Source organism: Vibrio chanodichtyis, assembly GCF_028863985.1.
Taxonomy (GTDB): domain Bacteria; phylum Pseudomonadota; class Gammaproteobacteria; order Enterobacterales; family Vibrionaceae; genus Vibrio; species Vibrio chanodichtyis.
In genome coordinates, this window is record NZ_JARBFT010000001.1 from 74742 (window position 1) to 94605 (window position 19864).

Sequence of the window (19864 nt, forward strand, 5' to 3'; positions counted from 1 at the left end):
TATTAATTGTGCTCGTATTGTCCGTTAACTACTGTCGCTTTAACATTGAAGTCGCGGTCAAAAACAGTCAGGTTGGCGATCATACCTTTTTTGATACGACCTAATTTATCATCAACACCGATTGCTTTGGCTGGATACAAAGTCGCCATTCGCAGCGCTTCATCTAAAGCGATCCCTACATGCTCAACCGTATTTTGAACTGCTTCAATCATGGTTAGGGCTGAGCCGCCAAGTGTACCATTTTCATCAATACATTTGCCGTCTCGGTAATATACTTTCTTACCAACAAAAATAAAGTGATCCATCTCTGCGCCTGCAGGAGCTGTGGCATCGGTCACTAATACTAGCTTATCGCCCTTGATTTTATGAGCAATTCGGATGTTGGCGTAATCAACATGGAAGCCATCGGCGATGATCCCCGCATACACTTCTGGCGTATCATAAATTGCGCCGACTACGCCGGGTTCACGACCCACCATTGGCGTCATCGCATTAAATAAATGAGTGGCGAAAGTGATGCCAGATTCAAAGCTTTGGCGTGCTTCGGCATAAGTTGCGTTGGTGTGGCCGATAGAAACTACAATCCCGGCTTTAACCAGTTTTTCGATGTGCTCAGGTCGGTTATTTTCCGGCGCTAGAGTCACTTTGGCGATCACATCGCGATTGGCACACATGGTTTCAATCATTTCGTCATCAGAAGGGCGGATAAAATCGACACTGTGAATGCCTTTTTTCATCACATTGAGGTAAGGGCCTTCTAAATGCAAACCGAGCGATTGATTCGGATATTGGTTTTGATACTCACGAGCTGCTGCAATCGCTTGACGCATATCTTGATCAGAAGAGGTGATCAGGGTCGGTAAGAAGCTAGTACAGCCAGATTTCAAATTGGCTTGGTGCATGATATCGATGGTTTTTGCCGTGATCTCATCATTGAGCATCACTCCACCACAGCCGTTGAGCTGTAAATCGATAAAACCAGGGCTAAGATTCGCACCTTGTAGGTCAATCACTTTAATATCCGCAGGCAAAGACGCGACTGGGCAAACCGCTTCGATTTGTTGGTGTTGGATAACCACCGCGTGGTTTATTAGTACATCATTGCCGGTATAGATTTTGCAGTTAGTTAGCGCGTACATGATCAGCTAATCCTCTTGTCAATATTTTTAGATTCAGTGTCTTCCCTTACTCGTTGACATTGTCGAGCTACCTTCGCTCACCCAGTCGTAGCCTGTTGCTATGCTCATGGGGACGGATCTGCTGCTTAGCTGCAACACCAAGAGGTTTGGGCATAGCGACTTGACAAGATGACGCCACTAAAACGTGTATCCCCTTTCTGCTTGAAGCTGCAGCGGTGTTGGCTACGCTTGCTCACCCCAATCACATAGTTTGCCTATGCTCATGGGGGCTCAATCACTTGCCGCTTACCTGCAACTCCAAGGAGTTTGGGTAACTTTCACTTAGTTAGCGAACTTTAATCAAGACGCGAATTATCTTTTTTGCTGAAGCCGACAGTAACTGCGGCTAAAAATAAGTGCTGGTCTGGCTATTTTTTATCGAGATTTACCTGGTTAATTAAGTGCGTAAAGCGATATTTAGTAGTGTAACACGATGGAGGTCTGACCAACAAACGCTATGATACTAGTGTATCAAGGCTGTTTTTTTGTATCTTAAAATAAGTTTTATGATCTGGCTAGCAAAATCCTTGTATTGTGCCCGCGTCTGGTGATTAGGATCACAAATGATGAGGTTTTAATTTGCGGAGCAAAATTAATGTCATAAACTGACTTGGACTAAATTGGGAGGCTAAAAAAAGTCTTCTAATACTATATAAAAATCCTATAGGGGGAACTTAAGGTGAATATTCTCGGATACTTCCAGAAAGTAGGTAAGGCGTTGATGGTACCGGTTGCCACCCTGCCTGCCGCTGCAATACTCATGGGCATCGGTTACTGGATCGACCCTAATGGTTGGGGTGCAAACAGTGCATTAGCTGCTTTCTTGATCAAGGCGGGTGCTGCGATTATCGACAATATGTCAGTACTGTTTGCGGTCGGTGTCGCGTACGGTATGTCTAAAGATAAAGATGGTGCAGCGGCACTATCGGGTTTTGTTGGCTTCTTAGTGGTGACAACCCTACTGTCGCCAGGAGCGGTTGCACAAATTCAAGGTATTGATCTAAGTGCTGTGCCTGCTGCGTTTGGCAAAATTAACAACCAGTTTGTGGGTATCTTAGTCGGTATTGTTTCGGCGGAAATCTATAACCGTTTCTCAAGTGTTGAGCTGCACAAAGCGTTGGCGTTCTTCTCTGGTAAACGTTTGGTACCAATCTTGACCTCTTTCGCGGGTATCTTCATTGCCTTTATCCTGATGTACGTATGGCCACATGTGTATGGCGGTCTGGTGACATTTGGTGAGTCTATCCAAGATTTAGGCTCTGCTGGTGCGGGTATCTATGCCTTCTTTAACCGTTTATTAATCCCTGTTGGCTTACACCACGCACTTAACTCAGTATTCTGGTTTGATGTTGCGGGTATCAACGATATTCCTAACTTCTTAGGTGGTGCAAAATCTATCGCTGAAGGTACGGGTATCCCAGGTATTACCGGTATGTACCAAGCGGGCTTCTTCCCAATCATGATGTTTGGTTTACCAGGTGCGGCACTGGCTATCTATCACACCTCTACAGCTAAGAATAAAGAAAAAGTGGCTTCGATCATGATCGCAGCAGGCTTTGCTTCATTCTTTACTGGTGTAACCGAACCACTTGAATTCTCATTCATGTTCCTAGCTCCAGCGCTGTATGTACTGCACGCAGCGTTAACTGGTCTGTCAGTGTTCATCGCCGCTTCAATGCAGTGGATTGCAGGTTTTGGTTTCTCAGCCGGTCTGGTCGATATGGTGTTGTCATCTCGCAACCCTCTAGCCGTTAACTGGTACATGCTGATTGCACAAGGTCTGGTATTCTTTGCTCTGTACTATGTGATTTTCCGCACTGCAATTTTAAAATTCGGTCTGAAAACACCAGGTCGTGAAGATGATGACAGCGACAATCAAATCTCTGGCGCAAAAGAGTCTTCTGAGCTAGCAAAACAGTACCTGAAAGCTCTGGGTGGCCATGCTAACTTGTCAAGCATTGATGCGTGTATCACTCGTCTACGCCTATCGGTTAACGATATGAGCGTAATTGATGAGAAAACTTTAAAAGCATTGGGTGCAATGGGTGTGGTGAAATTGGGTACCAATAACCTGCAAGTGATCCTTGGCCCTCTAGCCGAAATCGTGGCGGGTGAAATGAAAAATATCAACCCAAACGATGATCTCTCAGCTGTAAAACTGCCATAGTCGTTGATCAATTTTAGAGATACTTCAAGCCTTCGCGAAAGCGGAGGCTTTTTCGTTACCGCTTGCCAAGCGACAACCGGTGACCGCTACCCGTCATTTGATGAGTGAGCGACGATATAACCAGCAAACCATAGAAATAATCACAACAAATCCATACTTTTTATTGTGCCAACGCTAAGAATTGTGGATGATTAGCGGCAATATTTTCTGTTTTCTAGCCTATGCTACGCTACGCAAATTTTTGCCGCGCAAGAGACAGAAACGCTTTCTGACAATACTAAATGAATTTTGAGGTGCTATAGATGAGTGAAGCTGAGGCTCGTCCATCGAACTTTATCCGCCAAATTATCGATAAAGATCTTGCGGATGGTAAACACACCACCGTGCATACTCGTTTCCCGCCGGAGCCGAATGGTTACCTGCATATCGGTCACGCGAAATCAATCTGTCTGAATTTTGGTATTGCTCAGGATTATCAGGGCCAGTGTAATCTGCGTTTTGATGATACCAACCCAGAAAAAGAAAACCTCGAATACGTTGAGTCAATCAAGAAAGATGTGACTTGGCTTGGCTTTGAGTGGTCAGGTGAGGTTTGTTACTCATCGGATTATTTTGACCAGTTGTATAAGTATGCGATTGAGCTGATTGAAAAAGGCTTGGCGTATGTTGATGAGCTGACACCTGAACAAATTCGTGAATACCGTGGCACCTTAACTGCGCCAGGTAAGCACAGCCCATACCGCGATCGTAGCGTGGCGGAAAACCTGGCCTTGTTTGAAAAAATGCGTGCCGGTGAATTTGCTGAAGGCCAAGCGTGTTTACGCGCCAAAATCGACATGGCTTCCTCTTTCATTGTGATGCGTGATCCTGTGTTGTATCGCGTGCGCTTTGCCACTCACCATCAAACCGGTGATAAGTGGTGTATCTACCCGATGTACGACTTTACTCACTGCATTTCCGATGCGCTAGAAGGGATCACTCACTCAATCTGTACTCTTGAGTTCCAAGATAACCGCCGTTTGTATGACTGGGTTCTGGATAATATTACGATTGCTTGCCAACCACGCCAGTATGAATTCAGCCGCTTAAACCTTGAATATACGGTGATGTCTAAGCGTAAACTCAACCAACTAGTGACTGAAAAACTGGTTACTGGCTGGAATGATCCGCGCATGCCAACCATTTCCGGTTTACGTCGCCGTGGTTTTACCCCAAGTGCGATTCGAGAGTTTTGTAAACGGATTGGGGTGACTAAACAAGAAAATATGATTGAATACAGTGCGTTAGAATCATGCATTCGTGACGACCTGAATGAAAATGCCCCGCGTGCGATGGCGGTGCTGGATCCAGTTAAAGTGGTGATTGAGAACTTCGCCGCGGAAAGTGTAGAAACCCTAACTTTAGCCAATCATCCCAATAAACCGGAGATGGGTGAGCGCGAAGTGCCATTTACGCGCGAATTGTGGATTGAGCGCGAAGATTTCCGTGAAGAAGGCAACAAGAAATACAAGCGTTTGGTGTTAGGCAAAGAAGTTCGCCTGCGTGGTGCTTATGTGATCAAAGCTGAGCGTATCGAAAAAGATGCACAAGGCAATATCACCACTATTTTCTGCTCTTACGATCCACAAACTTTGGGTAAAAATCCAGCCGATGGACGTAAAGTGAAAGGGGTGATCCACTGGGTATCTGCAGAACAGGGTGTCGCTGCTGAATTTTGTCTGTACCAGCCTCTGTTCACTGTGCCAAATCCGGCCGCTGCCGATGACTTTGCGGCTACGATTAACCCACAATCATTAAGCAAAGTGCAAGGTTATGTTGAGCCAAGTTTGCTTGCCGCCCAACCGGAGTGCGGTTATCAATTTGAGCGGATGGGGTATTTCTGTGCCGATAACCAAGATTCTACGCCACAAAGATTGGTGTTCAATCGCACGGTCGGTTTACGCGATAGCTTTGCAAAAATCGATGAACAGTAATCAAAACGGTTAGTTTTGTTCGCTAAGCCAGCCACAGTGCTGGCTTATTTTTTACGGTGAAAATAAATTTGGTTGAGGTTAGCGCTGAAATTTGTGTGAGATTGCTGCGATTATTCCGGTCATGACACATTTTTTGCCTGCCAGTCTATAGTTTTGCTAAGTGGATCCGATATATTTAATCAATCTCCGTACTTCAAAATTCAAAGCACATATTGAGCCTTTTATGCGTCGATTTTTTCAACGACTGCTGCTGTCGATAACCACTGTGGTTGTGACTCAGATTTCTTTTGTCAGTGCAGAAAGCATTCGTTTGGTTGGTCCTAATGGCCAAGTACAATCTGCACCACAATACAGTGATAACACTGTGCGTCCATCGGTGGTTAATACCGAGCCAGCTCGATTTTTTGGACCGACCAGCGCCGATCAAACTTTATGGTCGATTGCGAGTCAATTCCGCCCATCAGCGAGTGTTTCGGTACAGCAAACCTTGTTGGCGATTTATCAACTCAACCCACAAGCGTTTGAGGGGCAGAATATTCATACGTTGATCCCCGGTAGCACGTTGCGTATTCCCTCATTGGCACAGATTAGCGCGAATACTAATCAACAAGCGGTTGATATTATGGCGGCTCATCAAGCGAAATTAACCGCCTCTCCAGTTACCCCACCACGGGTGCGTCCGGCGCCAGTTCGTAGCGCACCTGTGCCAGTGGCCAGCCCTAAAACTGAAGTGGTAGCCCAAGTACAAGCGGAGACAATCAACGCTAATGTTGCCAATAATGCTCAACTTGAGGCAAACCGTGCGGCGGATATTAATCGAGCGGCAGAAGCGGAAGTGATGGCGCTAGAGGAGAAAAATCACAGTTTGCGGGTCATGCTGTCACAAGTGCAATTAGAAATGAGCACGCTCAAGCAAGAATTGGGTGATGAAAACCGCATCCGTAGCGAAGTTGAGAAACTGCTTGAAGAAGAACGCATTAAAGCACAAGAAGCGCAGCGCCTGGCACCTTCTGCTTTAGATAATTTACTCGCCAATGGTTGGTTAGTGGCCGCGCTGGCTTTGATCCCCGGGTTATTGCTTGCCATTGTGATACTGCTGCTGATCAATCGTCGCTCGACGGATCAGCAACAAATGGCGAAGCCATCATCCAGCATCGCTGGGGATCTAGCCATGGCGGCCCCTATGGGGTTAGCTGCGGATCAGATCGAAGATATTGGTGATGATTTACTGCTGGATGATGACTTATTCAGTAGCAGTGATGAAAAACCACTGGATGATGTTGAACAAGCTTTTGCTGATGATGATGTGTTTGCTGATTTAGATGAAGCAGATCTCGACTTCAATCTGAATCGACCAGACAGTGAAGAGCTATTTGTCGGCATCGATGATGACGGTGATTTGGATACCGAGTTTGATATTTTGGGGACCAGCGCCAATGGCATCTCAGTCAACGAAGAGGATAAAGCCCTCGGTTTAGACGAAATGGTGCGCGCGCTGGATGAAGCGAGTCAAGCCGATGCTCCTATGATGGCGGCAGACTCGTTTGACTTAGCCGATCAAAATCACCTTTCCGATGATGATATCGAATCGCTATTAGCGGGTGATGAAAATGATCTGTTGCTGGAGGGGAAGGTCGAACAGTCATTGCTGGATGAGTTATTAGCCAGCGAGTTGGATGCGCTTGACCCTGAACCAGCCTTGCAAGATAGCGCAACACTACAGGGGCTGCTTAATCAAGAGTTGGATTCACTCTCGACGGATGATGATTTTGAACTGAGTGATGCCACAATAGCGGACACTGAGTTAGATCCTAAGCCGGAGTTTGCCACCCTTCAACCGCAGGCCGATTTTGAACCGGTTGAGCTAGCTGATCAAACTGCACTGCTGGATGAAATTCTTGCTGCACAAGACACTCCGATTGCTCAGGATAGTACAGAGCTACTGGAAGAATTATTAGCTGAATTCGATGCTCCTGAAACCGATGAATTGGGCCTACGCAGTTCAAACCTTGATCAGTTAGAGCCTGAGCTGGTTGAATTAGATCAAAATAGCACTCAATTGTTGGATGAAGTGCTCGGTGAGTCCGCGGTGAGTGACGAGCTGGCTCAGTTTGATATTGATGCGAATAGCACTGAGCTACTGGATGAACTGTTGGCGGATTTCGATCTCGCCGATGATGCGACTGAGCCAGCAACCCTGAGCGTCGAAGATGGTACCGAACTGTTTGATGAACTATTAGACATTGAACAGCAGGCACAGCCATCGCAACCAGTGATAAGCGATGAGTTTAATCGCGATACCTTTATTGACGATTTACTTACCTCAGCACCCGCGCAAGATCCTCTGTTAGAGCCGCAGGAGCAGCATCAATCAGTAGGGTTAGCCGATGAGCCGGTCATCCAACCGGAAATCGAAGTCAGTGCAGCACCTATGCCGGTTTCTAATCCCTTGCCCGCCAATGAATTTGGTATTCCACAAGATGACGATTGGCTGGAGCAGGCTGGCGCGGGATCCGAGCCACCGCTCGATATGACGCCATCAGCCAGCCAAGCCTCGACGCTCACGGCGATGACGGATGCTGAGCTACCCGAATACACCGAAGCCGAGGCTTTGGCCGATGCACTACAAAGCGCACCTGAGCCAGCATTGGCTGCTGAGCCACAAAATATCGAGCAGCTGAGCACAGTTGCTGAATTCGATGAGTGGGAATTACCTGAATATACCGAAGCAGAGGCTTTGGCCGATGCGCTACAAAGTGCACCTGAGTCGGCATTGGCTGCGGAGCCACAAAATATCGAGCAGTTGAGCACCGTTGCTGAATTCGATGAGTGGGAATTACCTGAATATACCGAAGCAGAGGCTTTGGCCGATGCACTGCAAAGTGCGCCTGATCCGGTATTGGCAGCTGAGCCAGAAAATATCGAGCAGCCGGGCACAGTCGCTGAATTCGATGAGTGGGAATTACCCGAATACACCGAAGCCGAGGCTTTGGCCGATGCGCTACAAAGTGAACCCGATCGAGCATTGAATGTGCAGCCAGAATCGGATCCGCAGCATACAGTGCTTGACGTGCCGAATAGTACATTGCCCGAGGTTAGCACCGAAGAGGATGTATTGGCCGACTTTGCAGAAATTGATCAAGAAGAGAATGATTTCTTAAATTTTGCCGAGTTGGCGTTGCCGACGGTGAGTGAACCAGAGCCCGTTGCCGATGCCATTGTGCAAACCAGTGCGCCAGCACCAGCGATTGCCGACCCCGCGTTTGATGAGCAGGCGTTACATGATTTACTCAGTGAACCCAATCCGGTTGATCAGCCTCTGCGCTTCGAACAGCCGTTGGATGCACAAACCATCGATAGTGCTGGAATGGATATTGATGCCATGCTGCAAATGGGCGGCGAGGATTGGAATGGTTTCCACCTCACGCCAGATCAGCAAGCGCAACTGCCTGATGAGGTTCCCGCAGAAGAGCAGGATATTTGGGCTGCCAATACTCCAGAGCCTCAAGTTAAGTCAGAAGATTGGGGTGTGCAAGAGGAACAATTAGACTTCGACCCACGGCGTGATGGTTACATGACCATTGACCAACTGATGGCACAAGTTGAATCGCAAGAGCAGGAGTTGGACCCCGATCAGCAAGAGCTAAAGCTTAATGTTGGTTTGGATGAGTTTCCTGATGTGATTGGCGATGTGCACGCGATTGATGTCGATAGTGGAGCAGAGGCGGCCGGTAAGCTCGATTTAGCTAAAATCTACATCGAAATGAATGATGAAAAAGGGGCAGTTAAATTGCTCGAAGAGGCAATTGTTGATGGTGATGATGAGATCCGCCAGCAAGCTAAACGATTGATTGACCGAATTAATGGTCGAGTATGATCCTAAACGAGAGGCCGCTTAGCGGCCTCACTTTTTGATCCTGGTTAGAAATTTGCTCGCAAACTGTTTATACTGCCCGCCCCATTTTTATAGAGACAAACAGCATGAGAATCGCGTTAGGTATCGAGTATGACGGGACTCACTACTATGGTTGGCAGCGCCAAAGAGACGTTAAAAGCGTCCAACAAGCGTTAGAGACCGCATTGAGTAAGATTGCCAATCATCCGGTTGAAGTGCAGTGTGCCGGTCGAACTGATGCTGGGGTGCACGGCACCGGTCAAGTGGTGCATTTTGATACCACGGCTGAGCGGCAGATGGCTGGCTGGACTATGGGTTGCAACGCCAATTTACCCAAAGATATTGCCGTCCGCTGGGCTTGTGTGGTGTCGGATGAGTTTCATGCACGCTTTAGCGCGACTGCGCGGCGTTACCGCTATGTGATTTATAACCATGCTTACCGGCCTGGCATTTTGAGTTCAGGGGTCAGTCATTATCACGGCGAATTGGGTGTCGAAAAAATGCAGCAAGCAGGTCAGTACCTGCTTGGGGAAAATGATTTCACCTCATTTCGCGCCGTCCATTGCCAATCGCGTAGCCCTTGGCGTAATGTGATGCACTTAAATGTGACTCGCCACGGCAATTATGTGGTGATTGATATTAAAGCCAATGCTTTTGTACATCATATGGTGCGCAATATTACCGGTAGCTTAATTGCAGTTGGGCGTGGGGAGCAGCCACCAGAATGGATCGCGTGGCTGTTGGCACAAAAAAATCGCACCTTAGCCGCGGCGACCGCTAAAGCGGAAGGTTTATATCTAGTTAGCGTTGATTATCCGAGCCATTTTGGTTTGCCCACCATGCCGATCGGGCCACTTTTCTTAGCGGATAATTTGAACTAATTGCGAGTCATTGACTCAAAAATAAACAATATTGTGCGGTGGTCCAGTTGTAGAAATAGGTACAACCAGTTTTTTGTCTACAGTTGGCATTTTCTGTGCTTTAATCCTCACGCGTTTTTGTCGAATTTATCTTCCCTGCTGATGGTGGGGGATTGAGAGTAAAAGGTCTTCCATGAGTTGGCTCGAAAAAATTTTAGAGAAAAGCAACATTGTCAGTTCACGCAAAGCTTCTATTCCTGAAGGTGTTTGGACTAAGTGCACCTCGTGTGAACAAGTGCTGTATTACGCGGAATTGGAGCGTAACTTAGAAGTTTGCCCTAAGTGTGATCACCATATGCGCATGAAAGCGCGTCGCCGTTTGGAAACGTTTCTTGATCAAGACGAGCGTTTTGAACTGGGTGAAGAGCTAGAGCCACAAGATAAGCTGAAATTTAAAGATTCCAAGCGCTACAAAGAGCGTCTCGCTGCGGCGCAAAAAGCCAGTGGTGAAAAAGATGCGCTAGTGGTCATGAAAGGCGCGGTGCACGGTGTGCCTGTCGTGGCGTGTGCTTTTGAGTTTTCCTTCATGGGTGGCTCGATGGGTTCAGTGGTTGGCGCACGTTTTGTGCGTGCGGTTGAAGCGGCGATGGAGCACAATTGCGGCTTGATCTGTTTCTCAGCCAGTGGCGGTGCACGTATGCAAGAGGCTTTGATGTCGCTGATGCAGATGGCGAAAACCAGTGCTGCACTCGAACGTCTCTCAAATAAAGGTTTGCCGTTTATTTCGGTGATGACTGACCCAACCATGGGTGGTGTTTCGGCCAGTTTAGCGATGCTCGGTGATATTAATATCGGTGAGCCTAAAGCACTGATTGGTTTTGCTGGTCGCCGCGTGATTGAGCAAACCGTACGTGAAGATTTGCCAGAAGGTTTCCAACGCAGTGAGTTCCTACTTGAGCATGGCGCGATTGATATGATTGTGGATCGCCGAGAAATGCGTCAGCGGGTCTCTAGTTTACTGGCCAAACTCACCGGGCAGGCCTCGCCGCTGGTGGTTTCTGTGAACGACGCGCCAAATGAAGTGCCTTATGCGGTACCAGAAGCCAATAAAAAAGGGTAAAGTAAGCGCTAACTAAACCAACAGATTCTATGGTTGTACGTTAGATGACTCAAAAGCCTATTCCCCAAGCCACATCGTCACTCGCGGTGTGGCTTGATTATTTAGCCCATATTCATACCTCTGCGATTGATCTCGGCTTAGAACGCGTTCAAGCCGTTGCCCAAACCGCCAAACTCACCAAACCTGCGCCAATCGTGATCACCGTTGCCGGTACCAATGGTAAAGGCTCAACCTGTGCCTTAATGGAAGCCATTTTGCTGCACGCTGGCTATTCGGTTGGGGTGTACAGTTCGCCACATCTGATCCGCTACAATGAGCGAGTACGCATTAACGGCCAAGATCTTGCCGATGAGATGCACACTCAAGCTTTTGCGCATATCGAGCAACAGCGCGGTGATATCAGCCTGAGCCTGTTTGAATTTGGCACACTGGCAGCGCTGTATCTGTTTGAGCAACAAAAAGTCGATGTATTGCTACTTGAAGTTGGCTTAGGCGGCCGGTTAGATGCGACCAATGTGGTGGATCATGATGTCAGTGTGATCACCAGTTTGGCGCTCGATCATATTGATTGGCTAGGCGATGATCTGGGCGTGATCGGTTATGAAAAAGCGGGGATTTTCCGCGCTGGTAAACCGGCAGTGTGTGGCCAGCCTAAACCGCCGGCCAGTGTGGCCGGTCATGCGGATGATATCGGTGCCAAGTTGCACCAAGTTGGCATTCAATTTACTTATCAAACCACTTCATCCACGACATGGGATTGGCACAGTGGTCGCTTTGCATTAACTGATTTGCCGATCCCGGCCTTGCCATTACCTAATGCGGCAACCGCGTTAATGGCGCTGGGTTGCTCAGGGTTGGAGATTAGCGATCTGGATATTGTGGCCGGTTTGGCCAGCGCTCAGCTCGCTGGCCGCATGCAGCAGATCAGCAGCGCACCAACCATAGTGCTCGATGTCGCACACAATCCGCACTCGGCACACTATTTAGCTCAGCAGCTTAAACAGCGCTACCCACAGCAAACGCTCCATTTGGTACTGGGCATGTTGCACGACAAAGATATCGCTGCGACCGTGGCCGAATTAATGCCGCTGGTGAATCATTGGTATCCGGCCTCGTTGTCTGGCCCACGGGCGGCGACCGCGGCGCAACTCTGCCAGTATTTACCCGCTGACACAACTCACTATGTGGATCCGGTAGCCGCATTTAAAGCCGCACTGACACAGGCTGAGCCACAAGATGTTATTGTGGTGGCCGGCTCTTTTCATACTGTGGGTGAAGTACTGGAAGATTGGCAAAAGAGAGGCGAAAAAGAGAGGGCAGTAGATGGCCAGTAAATTTCAAAGTCGTTTAGTCGGCACCATAGTGTTGGTGGCGCTCGGCGTCATCGTATTGCCCGATGTGTTGGATGGCAAGAAAACCCATTTTAAAGAGCAAGTGGCGAGTATTCCGCTTAAGCCACAGTCACAAGGTGAGGTTGAAAAATTTGTGGTACTTGATCCGGTGCAAGATACGCTCGCTTTGCCAGCCACGCCGGTTACGGTCACGCAAACAAGCAATCAAGCGAGTGCTCAGACAACAGCTATTGCGAGTAATGCACCGCAGACCTCCGCTTCGTCAGCCAACAGCTTGGTGGAGCAGAGTTTGCCAGTGACCATCAGCACCGCAACAAGCAATGATTACCAAGACTCTGCGTGGATCATTCAGTTAGTGGCGCTGAAAAATGCTGACAACGCGCGCAACTTGGTGGCGGATTTGCAAAAACGTGGTTATCAAGCGCATATCAAACAAGAAAACGATTTTACACGAGTGATTATTGGCCCGGATGTTTCGAAATCTAAGCTCGAAACCCAGTTACTGGAATTAGAAAAAATTACCAGTGCTAAAGGTCAATTGCTTAAATTTAAACCGTTAAACCCATAAGAAAACGTTTGCGTCGCGATTTTTTCTGTTAAAATGCGCGCCAACTTAAGATGTAAGAGCTCATGAACTGGTTAGATATTGTCATTTTAAGTGTGATCGGCTTGTCTGCGCTGATCAGTCTTGTCCGCGGCTTTGCTAAAGAAGCCTTGTCTTTAGTGATCTGGTTTGGGGCGTTTTATATTGCCTCACAGTACTACCGTAAATTAGCGGTGTACTTTACCAACATTCAAGACGATATGTTTCGCAATGGGGCTGCTATCGCGGCGCTGTTTGTGGCGACGTTAATCGTTGGAGCGATCGTGAACTATGTGATTGCTCAACTGGTGGAAAAAACAGGATTATCAGGAACCGACAGAATTCTCGGAGTAGTGTTTGGTGCACTGCGTGGGGTGTTGATTGTCGCGGCAGGTCTGTTCTTTATGGATGCGTTTACCGCATTTCCAAACACAGAGTGGTGGAAGAGTTCGCAGTTAGTGCCTGAATTTAGTCGCATTATTGCTCCGTTCTTTGAACACCTAAAAGCAACATCAAGTTTTCTCTCTGGCGCAATTTAGCGCCGGAGACGGTCGAAATCGAGGATTAGGACATGTGTGGTATTGTTGGAATCGTGGGTACAACGCCTGTAAACCAGTCAATTTATGATGCATTGACGGTGTTGCAGCATCGTGGCCAAGATGCTGCGGGTATTTGTACCATAGAAAGCAATCGTTTCCGTCTGCGTAAGGCCAATGGATTAGTCAAAGATGTGTTTGAAGCCAAACACATGCAGCGCCTACAAGGCAATGTGGGTGTCGGCCATGTGCGCTACCCAACCGCGGGCAGTTCCAGCGCCTCAGAAGCACAACCTTTCTATGTTAACTCTCCTTTTGGTATCACGCTGGCGCACAACGGTAATTTAACCAATGCCAATCAAGTGCGACAAAAATTGTTTGAAAAAGACCGCCGTCACGTCAATACCACCTCGGATTCAGAAGTGCTACTCAATGTACTTGCCCATGAAATCGACACGGTCAAAGGCAATGTCACCGCTGATGATGTGTTTCGCGCAATCAGCAATGTACACCGTACCATCCGTGGCGCTTATGCGGTCACCGCGATGATTATTGGCCACGGCATGGTGGCATTTCGTGACCCACACGGAATTCGTCCACTCTGCTTAGGCAAGCGTGAAGTGAATGGTCAGCATGAGTACATGGTCGCATCGGAATCGGTGGCCTTGGATGCCGTCGGTTTTGACTTTGTACGCGATGTCGCTCCGGGTGAAGCGATTTATATCACTTTCGATGGTGAGCTTTTCACTCAACAATGCGCGGATCATCCGGCGCTCAATCCTTGTATTTTTGAATTTGTTTACTTTGCGCGTCCCGATTCTTTCATCGATAAGATTTCGGTATACAGCGCTCGGGTTGAGATGGGCAAACGCTTAGGTCAGCGCATCAAAGATGACTACAGCGAGCTGGATATTGATGTGGTGATCCCCATCCCGGAAACATCATGCGATATCGCGCTGCGCATCGCGCAAGCAATTGATAAACCGTATCGGCAAGGTTTTGTCAAAAACCGCTATGTCGGCCGCACTTTTATCATGCCGGGTCAGCAGCAGCGTAAGAAATCGGTGCGCCGTAAACTCAATGCGATCCGCTCAGAATTTAAAGACAAGAACGTGTTGTTAGTCGATGATTCGATTGTGCGTGGCACAACCTCAGAGCAGATCATCGAAATGGCGCGTGATTCTGGTGCGAAAAAGGTTTACATCGTTTCGGCGGCTCCGGAAATTCGCTTCCCGAACGTTTATGGTATTGATATGCCAAGCGCGAACGAGTTGGTGGCCCATGGCCGCGATAATGATGCGATTTGTAAACAGATTGGAGCCGATGCGCTGATTTTCCAAACCCTAGACGATCTGGTGGATGCAGTCGGCTGCGGTAATCCGGATATTGCTAAGTTTGAAGCTTCGGTATTTAACGGTGAATACGTAACTGGGGATATCGATCAGCAGTATTTGGATTTTCTGGAATCGATGCGTAGCGATGATGTCAAAGTGCAGCGGGAAATTCAGCAAGATCTCGCCAACTTAGAGCTGCACAACGAAGGTGCTTAAGCTCAGATAGAGAGGGGGGTTGAGTGACCTCAGCCACCATTTGATCACCAACCATTCGATGATTAACGGCTTGGTGATAAAAAGGCTTCCCTCGGGAAGCCTTTTTGCTTTGATGTGTGCTGGATGATAAAGGGCGAGTTATAGCACCAATGCTGCAATCCAACCAAAGATGATCAGTGGCAGGTTATAGTGGATAAAGGTCGGGACCACGGTTTCCCACACATGCTCATGTTGTCCATCGGCATTAAGGCCAGAAGTTGGGCCTAAGGTTGAATCTGAAGCGGGTGAACCAGCATCGCCTAATGCAGCTGCAGTACCAATCAGCGCGACGGTTGCCATCGGTGAAAAGCCAAAAGAGAGGCACAGTGGCACATAAATGGTGGCAATGATCGGAATGGTCGAGAATGATGAGCCAATCCCCATCGTCACCAGTAAGCCAACTACTAACATCAGTAACGCCGCGAGCGCTTTGTTATCGCCAATACTGGTCGAAAGGGAAGTGACCAGCGTTTCTACTCCGCCAGTGGCTTTCATTACCGCAGCAAAACCAGCGGCTGAAATCATGATAAAGCCAATCATCGCCATCATGTGCACGCCTTTGGTGAACACATCATGAGTCTGTTTCCAAGCAATCACACCACCAAAAATAAATACCATAAAGCCAGCCAGCGCACCGATAATCATTGAGCCTGTGGTTAATTGCACGGCAAGTGCCACCACAATGCCTACGCCGGCAATTGCGATATGCTTAGTATTAATCGTGGTACAGGTGGACTGTGTTACGGTCAGTTCACTGGTTTTGTATTCGCGCGGTTTGCGATAGCTGAATAATACGGCGATCAGCAGACCGCAGATCATGCCAGTGGCGGGCAGCAACATCGCGGTCGGAACTTGGCTCGCGGTGATCGTTTCTAGCCCGTTATCATGCAGATTTTTGAGCAGAATATTATTGAGGAAAATGCCACCAAAACCGACCGGCAGTACCATGTAAGGGGTGATCAAACCAAAAGTGAGTACACAGGCCACTACGCGGCGGTCGAGTTTGAGTTTGGCAAACACACTCAGTAGTGGTGGGATCAAAATCGGAATAAATGCGATATGGACTGGGATCACGTTTTGCGATGCCATTGCCATCAGCAGCAGTGAGATCAGCACAACGTATTTTAAGCCAGTTGAAGCGATATGGTTTTCTTGACCATGAATACGCCGGATCACGTTCTGCGCCAACAGGTCAGTGATGCCAGATTTAGAAATCGCTACCGCAAAAGTACCAAGCATAGCGTAACTGAGGGCGATCGTCGCACCACCACCCAAACCGCTTTCAAAAGCGGCCACAGTTTCATTGAGACTCATACCTGCAACTAAACCACCAACTATTGCGCTGAACGTCAAGGCAACCACGACGTTTACTCGCATCAGGGCTAGCAGCAGCATGACACAGACGGAAATGACTACTGGATTCATATTTTTTTCTCGAGATGTTGTGTTTCCCCTGCTGACCTGATCTTGCAAGTGCACAGGGTTTTGCCTTATCGGTTGAAGTGAGCTATCGATTGAGGTTAATCATCGATGATTGTGCGCTTCAAGCTAACTCGGCATCATTGTTATTGTCCTCATTATCAGTGGCCAGTGGCCAGCCACCTAATGCCTTCCACTGGTTGACAATGGTGCAGAACAGCTCTGCGGTTTTTTGGGTATCGTACAGCGCTGAATGCGCTTCACGATTGTCAAACTCCAACCCTGCCGTCGCACATGCTTTGGCCAACACGGTTTGGCCAAAGGCAAGGCCGCTCAGTGTTGCCGTATCAAAGGTGGCAAAGGGATGGAAAGGGACTCGTTTCAATTTGCCGCGTTCGCTGGCGGCCATCACAAAACTATGATCAAAATTGGCGTTGTGGGCCACAATGATCGCGCGACTACAATTGGCCGCCTTTTGCTCTTTGCGCACCAGCTTATAAATCTCTTTTAACGCATGTTCTTCACTGACGGCTCCGCGCAGTGGGCTAAAAGGGTCATAAATGCCAGTAAATTCCAGTGCGGCTTTTTCAATATTCGCGCCTGCAAACGGTTCAACATGAAAATGGATGGTACTCGCTGGGTGCAAGTCGCCATTGTGATCCATACTCAAAGTGACCGCACAAATTTCTAATAGTGCATCGGTTTGCGCGTTGAATCCTGCGGTTTCTACATCGATAACTACCGGAAAATAGCCACGAAAGCGTTTTTTTAGGGTCAGCGCGTCATTTTTATCAGTCATGCGGGTTCTAATTGGGGCTAATAAGAGGAGCATTATTGCAGATTCTGCGCAGGAGCAAAACCTAGCGGCCTTTATTTGCGCTAATTAATTGAGCAATGTGAAGAGGATAGAGTCTCGTGTGTCGAGTGAATGGTCGTGTTACACGCTATGGGAGTGGATCATCTGGCTAGATTTTTGCATCTAATCGTTCAGAGTTTCACAGGCGGCAAATTATCTCCTGAGCATCCGCGAGCAGTGGTGAGAAAAAGTATTTATGAATAAATGGGTTATCACAAGCGTGTTTGCCTTAGGCACGTTAGCTGCGCCAGTTGCGTTGGCGTTAGAGGTGCGTTATGCGGCGACACCGCAGCAGTCAAGCTGGCAAATGGTGGCCGATACACCGTTGGAGTGCCGCTTGGTGCACCCAATCCCTAATTATGGCAATGCCGAATTTTCTTCGCGCGCGAGTAAGCAAATCAATCTCGATTTTGAGTTGAAAATGCGTCGTCCGATGGGGGAGACACGCAATGTCAGTTTGGTGTCGCTGCCACCGATCTGGCGTCCTGGTGAAGCGGCGGATCGCATCACTAACTTGCAATTTTTTAAACAGTTTGATGGTTATATTGGCGGCCAGACGGCGTGGTCCCTGCTCAGTGAATTAGAAAAAGGTCGTTATCCCACGTTCAGTTATCAGGATTGGCAAAGCCGGGATCAGCGGATTGAAGTGGCACTTTCAGCCGTGCTGTTTCAACCCTCTTACAACCAATTCAGTGATTGTATTGCTAAGTTGCTGCCGTACAGTTTTGAAGATATTTCATTTACGATTTTGCATTACGATCAAGGGAATAGCGTTGAGCTGAATAAAGCTTCACAAAAGCGTTTAGCGCAAATTGCCGAATATATACGCTACAACCAAGATATTGATTTAGTGCTCGTGTCGACCTATACCGATTCGAGTGAGAGTAACAGCCACAGCCAAAATCTGTCTGAGCAGCGGGCGCAAGTGTTACGCGAATACTTTCAATCGATTGGTTTGCCAGAAGATCGTATTCAAGTGCAAGGGTATGGCCGACGTCGGCCGATTGCGGATAATGCCTCACCAATCGGTAAGGATAAAAACCGCCGCGTGGTGATCTCGTTTGGTCGTACTCAGGTGTGAGCAGACTCACACCTGAAAGCTTGAATGATTAGGCGAATAGCGACTTAACCGACTAACCCAGCATTGGCTTGTTTGTTTTGAATTAATTCAATCAGGTAACCATCAGGATCTTTCACAAACGCAATCTGCGTGGTGCCGCCTTTCACTGGCCCCGGTTCGCGGGTCACAATTCCACCGGCAGCTTTGATCGCATCACAAGTGGCATAAATATCATCGGCACCAATCGCGATATGACCATAGGCGTTGCCTTTGTCATATTCAGTGACACCCCAGTTGTAGGTCAGTTCAATCACCGCGCCTTGTGATTCATCGCCGTAGCCTAAAAAGGCCAGCGTATATTGGTACTCGGGATTATCATTTTTGCGCAGCAGATTCATGCCCATCACTTGAGTATAAAACTCGATCGATTGATCTAAATTACCGACGCGTAGCATGGTGTGCAAAATACGATGGTTCGACATAAAGGCTCCTTGCTTTTAATAAGTTATGATCCCTACCGACTGGCCACTATCAGTGGTGTGGGTCTCAGTGGTATGGGTATCGTTGTGAGTGAATTCGTTTTGGTTAATTTGTGTTAGTTAATTGGCCTGATCGATGATCTGCCTGGGCATGATCAGTTGTCTGGGTAAACCTTGTCTTTGAACTCACACAGATCTTCAATAATACAGCTACCACAACGGGGTTTACGGGCAATGCAGGTGTAGCGGCCATGCAAAATCAACCAGTGGTGCACATCGAGTTTAAATTCCGTTGGTACCACTTTAAGCAGTTTCTGCTCGACTTGATCGACATTTTTCCCCACGGCAAATTGAGTACGGTTCGCGACGCGGAAAATATGAGTATCGACCGCAATGGTCGGCCAACCAAAGGCGGTATTGAGTACCACATTGGCAGTTTTGCGTCCAACGCCTGGTAGTGCTTCTAGTGCGGCGCGATCTTCTGGCACTTGGCCTTGATGCTGCTCCAGTAAAATCTGGCAGGTTTTGATCACATTTTCAGCTTTAGTATTAAATAAGCCGATGGTCTTGATGTAGCTTTTTAGGCCAGCAACGCCGAGATCGAATATCGCTTGTGGCGTATTGGCCACCGCATACAGTTTATCGGTGGCTTTGTTGACACTGACGTCGGTCGCTTGCGCAGAGAGGAGTACCGCAATCAACAACTCAAAAGGTGAGCTCCAGTTTAATTCCGTCTCTGGCTTCGGGTTATTCGCTTGTAGGCGCTGTAATATTTCAATCCGTTTGGCGTTATTCAT

Annotated in this window: 14 protein-coding genes and 2 pseudogenes; 11 read left to right on the forward strand and 5 right to left on the reverse strand. The window is 48.0% G+C overall.

The window, feature by feature from the left end; translation table 11 throughout:
* Positions 1–2: 2 nt before the first annotated feature.
* The gene (nagA, locus tag PUN32_RS00325; protein WP_166014630.1) at positions 3–1139 is read right to left on the reverse strand and encodes an N-acetylglucosamine-6-phosphate deacetylase; all 1137 of its coding nucleotides are present in this window, start codon (positions 1137–1139) and stop codon (positions 3–5) included.
* Between the two features lie 718 nt (positions 1140–1857).
* Between nagA and nagE the strand changes: the two genes are divergently transcribed.
* The 10 genes and pseudogenes from nagE to purF all read left to right on the forward strand — a co-directional run bounded on the left by nagE (position 1858) and on the right by purF (position 15214).
* A complete protein-coding gene (gene nagE, locus PUN32_RS00330) occupies positions 1858–3345 on the forward strand; it encodes an N-acetylglucosamine-specific PTS transporter subunit IIBC (protein WP_274721235.1) in 1488 nt (495 codons plus the stop codon).
* Between the two features lie 302 nt (positions 3346–3647).
* Positions 3648–5318 carry a glutamine--tRNA ligase gene (glnS, locus tag PUN32_RS00335; RefSeq protein ID WP_274721236.1) on the forward strand — a complete coding sequence of 557 codons (1671 nt, stop codon included), beginning with the start codon at positions 3648–3650 and terminating at the stop codon, positions 5316–5318.
* Positions 5319–5541: 223 nt separating this feature from the next.
* Positions 5542–9195, forward strand: a complete 3654-nt coding sequence (locus PUN32_RS00340; protein ID WP_274721237.1) for a FimV/HubP family polar landmark protein — start codon at positions 5542–5544, stop codon at positions 9193–9195.
* Between the two features lie 104 nt (positions 9196–9299).
* Positions 9300–10094, forward strand: coding sequence for a tRNA pseudouridine(38-40) synthase TruA (gene truA / locus PUN32_RS00345; RefSeq protein WP_274721238.1), 795 nt, complete (start codon positions 9300–9302; stop codon positions 10092–10094).
* Between the two features lie 172 nt (positions 10095–10266).
* A complete protein-coding gene (gene accD / locus PUN32_RS00350; protein ID WP_274721239.1) occupies positions 10267–11193 on the forward strand; it encodes an acetyl-CoA carboxylase, carboxyltransferase subunit beta in 927 nt (308 codons plus the stop codon).
* 44 nt (positions 11194–11237) lie between these two features.
* Complete coding sequence (gene folC, locus PUN32_RS00355; protein ID WP_274721240.1) at positions 11238–12527, forward strand: bifunctional tetrahydrofolate synthase/dihydrofolate synthase; 1290 nt, start codon at positions 11238–11240, stop codon at positions 12525–12527.
* A pseudogene (locus tag PUN32_RS14080) lies at positions 12517–12748 on the forward strand (cell division protein DedD); the annotation flags it as partial. The gene folC and the pseudogene PUN32_RS14080, both read left to right, overlap by 11 nt.
* Positions 12749–12825: 77 nt before the next feature.
* Positions 12826–13113, forward strand: a pseudogene (locus tag PUN32_RS14085) (SPOR domain-containing protein); the annotation flags it as partial.
* A gap of 62 nt (positions 13114–13175) precedes the next feature.
* A complete protein-coding gene (locus PUN32_RS00365; RefSeq protein WP_166014638.1) occupies positions 13176–13667 on the forward strand; it encodes a CvpA family protein in 492 nt (163 codons plus the stop codon).
* Between the two features lie 32 nt (positions 13668–13699).
* On the forward strand, positions 13700–15214 hold the full coding sequence (purF, locus tag PUN32_RS00370; protein WP_274721242.1) for an amidophosphoribosyltransferase: 1515 nt from the start codon (positions 13700–13702) through the stop codon (positions 15212–15214).
* 138 nt (positions 15215–15352) lie between these two features.
* Here the strand turns inward: purF and PUN32_RS00375 are convergent, their stop codons facing one another.
* Both PUN32_RS00375 and rnt read right to left on the reverse strand, forming a co-directional pair.
* A complete protein-coding gene (locus PUN32_RS00375) occupies positions 15353–16678 on the reverse strand; it encodes a Na+/H+ antiporter family protein (RefSeq protein WP_274721243.1) in 1326 nt (441 codons plus the stop codon).
* A gap of 118 nt (positions 16679–16796) precedes the next feature.
* Positions 16797–17471, reverse strand: coding sequence for a ribonuclease T (gene rnt / locus PUN32_RS00380; protein WP_166014641.1), 675 nt, complete (start codon positions 17469–17471; stop codon positions 16797–16799).
* Positions 17472–17724: 253 nt separating this feature from the next.
* On the opposite strand from rnt, the gene motY reads away from it, so the two are divergent.
* A complete protein-coding gene (motY, locus tag PUN32_RS00385) occupies positions 17725–18609 on the forward strand; it encodes a flagellar protein MotY (protein WP_166014642.1) in 885 nt (294 codons plus the stop codon).
* A gap of 44 nt (positions 18610–18653) precedes the next feature.
* Here the strand turns inward: motY and gloA are convergent, their stop codons facing one another.
* Positions 18654–19070, reverse strand: a complete 417-nt coding sequence (gene gloA, locus PUN32_RS00390; RefSeq protein ID WP_274721244.1) for a lactoylglutathione lyase — start codon at positions 19068–19070, stop codon at positions 18654–18656.
* 152 nt (positions 19071–19222) lie between these two features.
* A complete protein-coding gene (gene nth, locus PUN32_RS00395; protein ID WP_274721245.1) occupies positions 19223–19864 on the reverse strand; it encodes an endonuclease III in 642 nt (213 codons plus the stop codon).

Excerpts from the sequence above, each read along its gene's own strand:
- rnt (WP_166014641.1), bottom strand. The coding sequence starts at position 17,471 with ATGACTGATAAAAATGACGCGCTGACCCTAAAAAAACGCTTTCGTGGC.
- PUN32_RS00375 (WP_274721243.1), bottom strand. The coding sequence starts at position 16,678 with ATGAATCCAGTAGTCATTTCCGTCTGTGTCATGCTGCTGCTAGCCCTG.
- nagA (WP_166014630.1), bottom strand. The coding sequence starts at position 1,139 with ATGTACGCGCTAACTAACTGCAAAATCTATACCGGCAATGATGTACTA.
- PUN32_RS00340 (WP_274721237.1), top strand. The coding sequence starts at position 5,542 with ATGCGTCGATTTTTTCAACGACTGCTGCTGTCGATAACCACTGTGGTT.
- nth (WP_274721245.1), bottom strand. The coding sequence starts at position 19,864 with ATGAATAACGCCAAACGGATTGAAATATTACAGCGCCTACAAGCGAAT.
- truA (WP_274721238.1), top strand. The coding sequence starts at position 9,300 with ATGAGAATCGCGTTAGGTATCGAGTATGACGGGACTCACTACTATGGT.
- gloA (WP_274721244.1), bottom strand. The coding sequence starts at position 19,070 with ATGTCGAACCATCGTATTTTGCACACCATGCTACGCGTCGGTAATTTA.
- glnS (WP_274721236.1), top strand. The coding sequence starts at position 3,648 with ATGAGTGAAGCTGAGGCTCGTCCATCGAACTTTATCCGCCAAATTATC.
- folC (WP_274721240.1), top strand. The coding sequence starts at position 11,238 with ATGACTCAAAAGCCTATTCCCCAAGCCACATCGTCACTCGCGGTGTGG.
- purF (WP_274721242.1), top strand. The coding sequence starts at position 13,700 with ATGTGTGGTATTGTTGGAATCGTGGGTACAACGCCTGTAAACCAGTCA.
- motY (WP_166014642.1), top strand. The coding sequence starts at position 17,725 with ATGAATAAATGGGTTATCACAAGCGTGTTTGCCTTAGGCACGTTAGCT.
- PUN32_RS00365 (WP_166014638.1), top strand. The coding sequence starts at position 13,176 with ATGAACTGGTTAGATATTGTCATTTTAAGTGTGATCGGCTTGTCTGCG.
- accD (WP_274721239.1), top strand. The coding sequence starts at position 10,267 with ATGAGTTGGCTCGAAAAAATTTTAGAGAAAAGCAACATTGTCAGTTCA.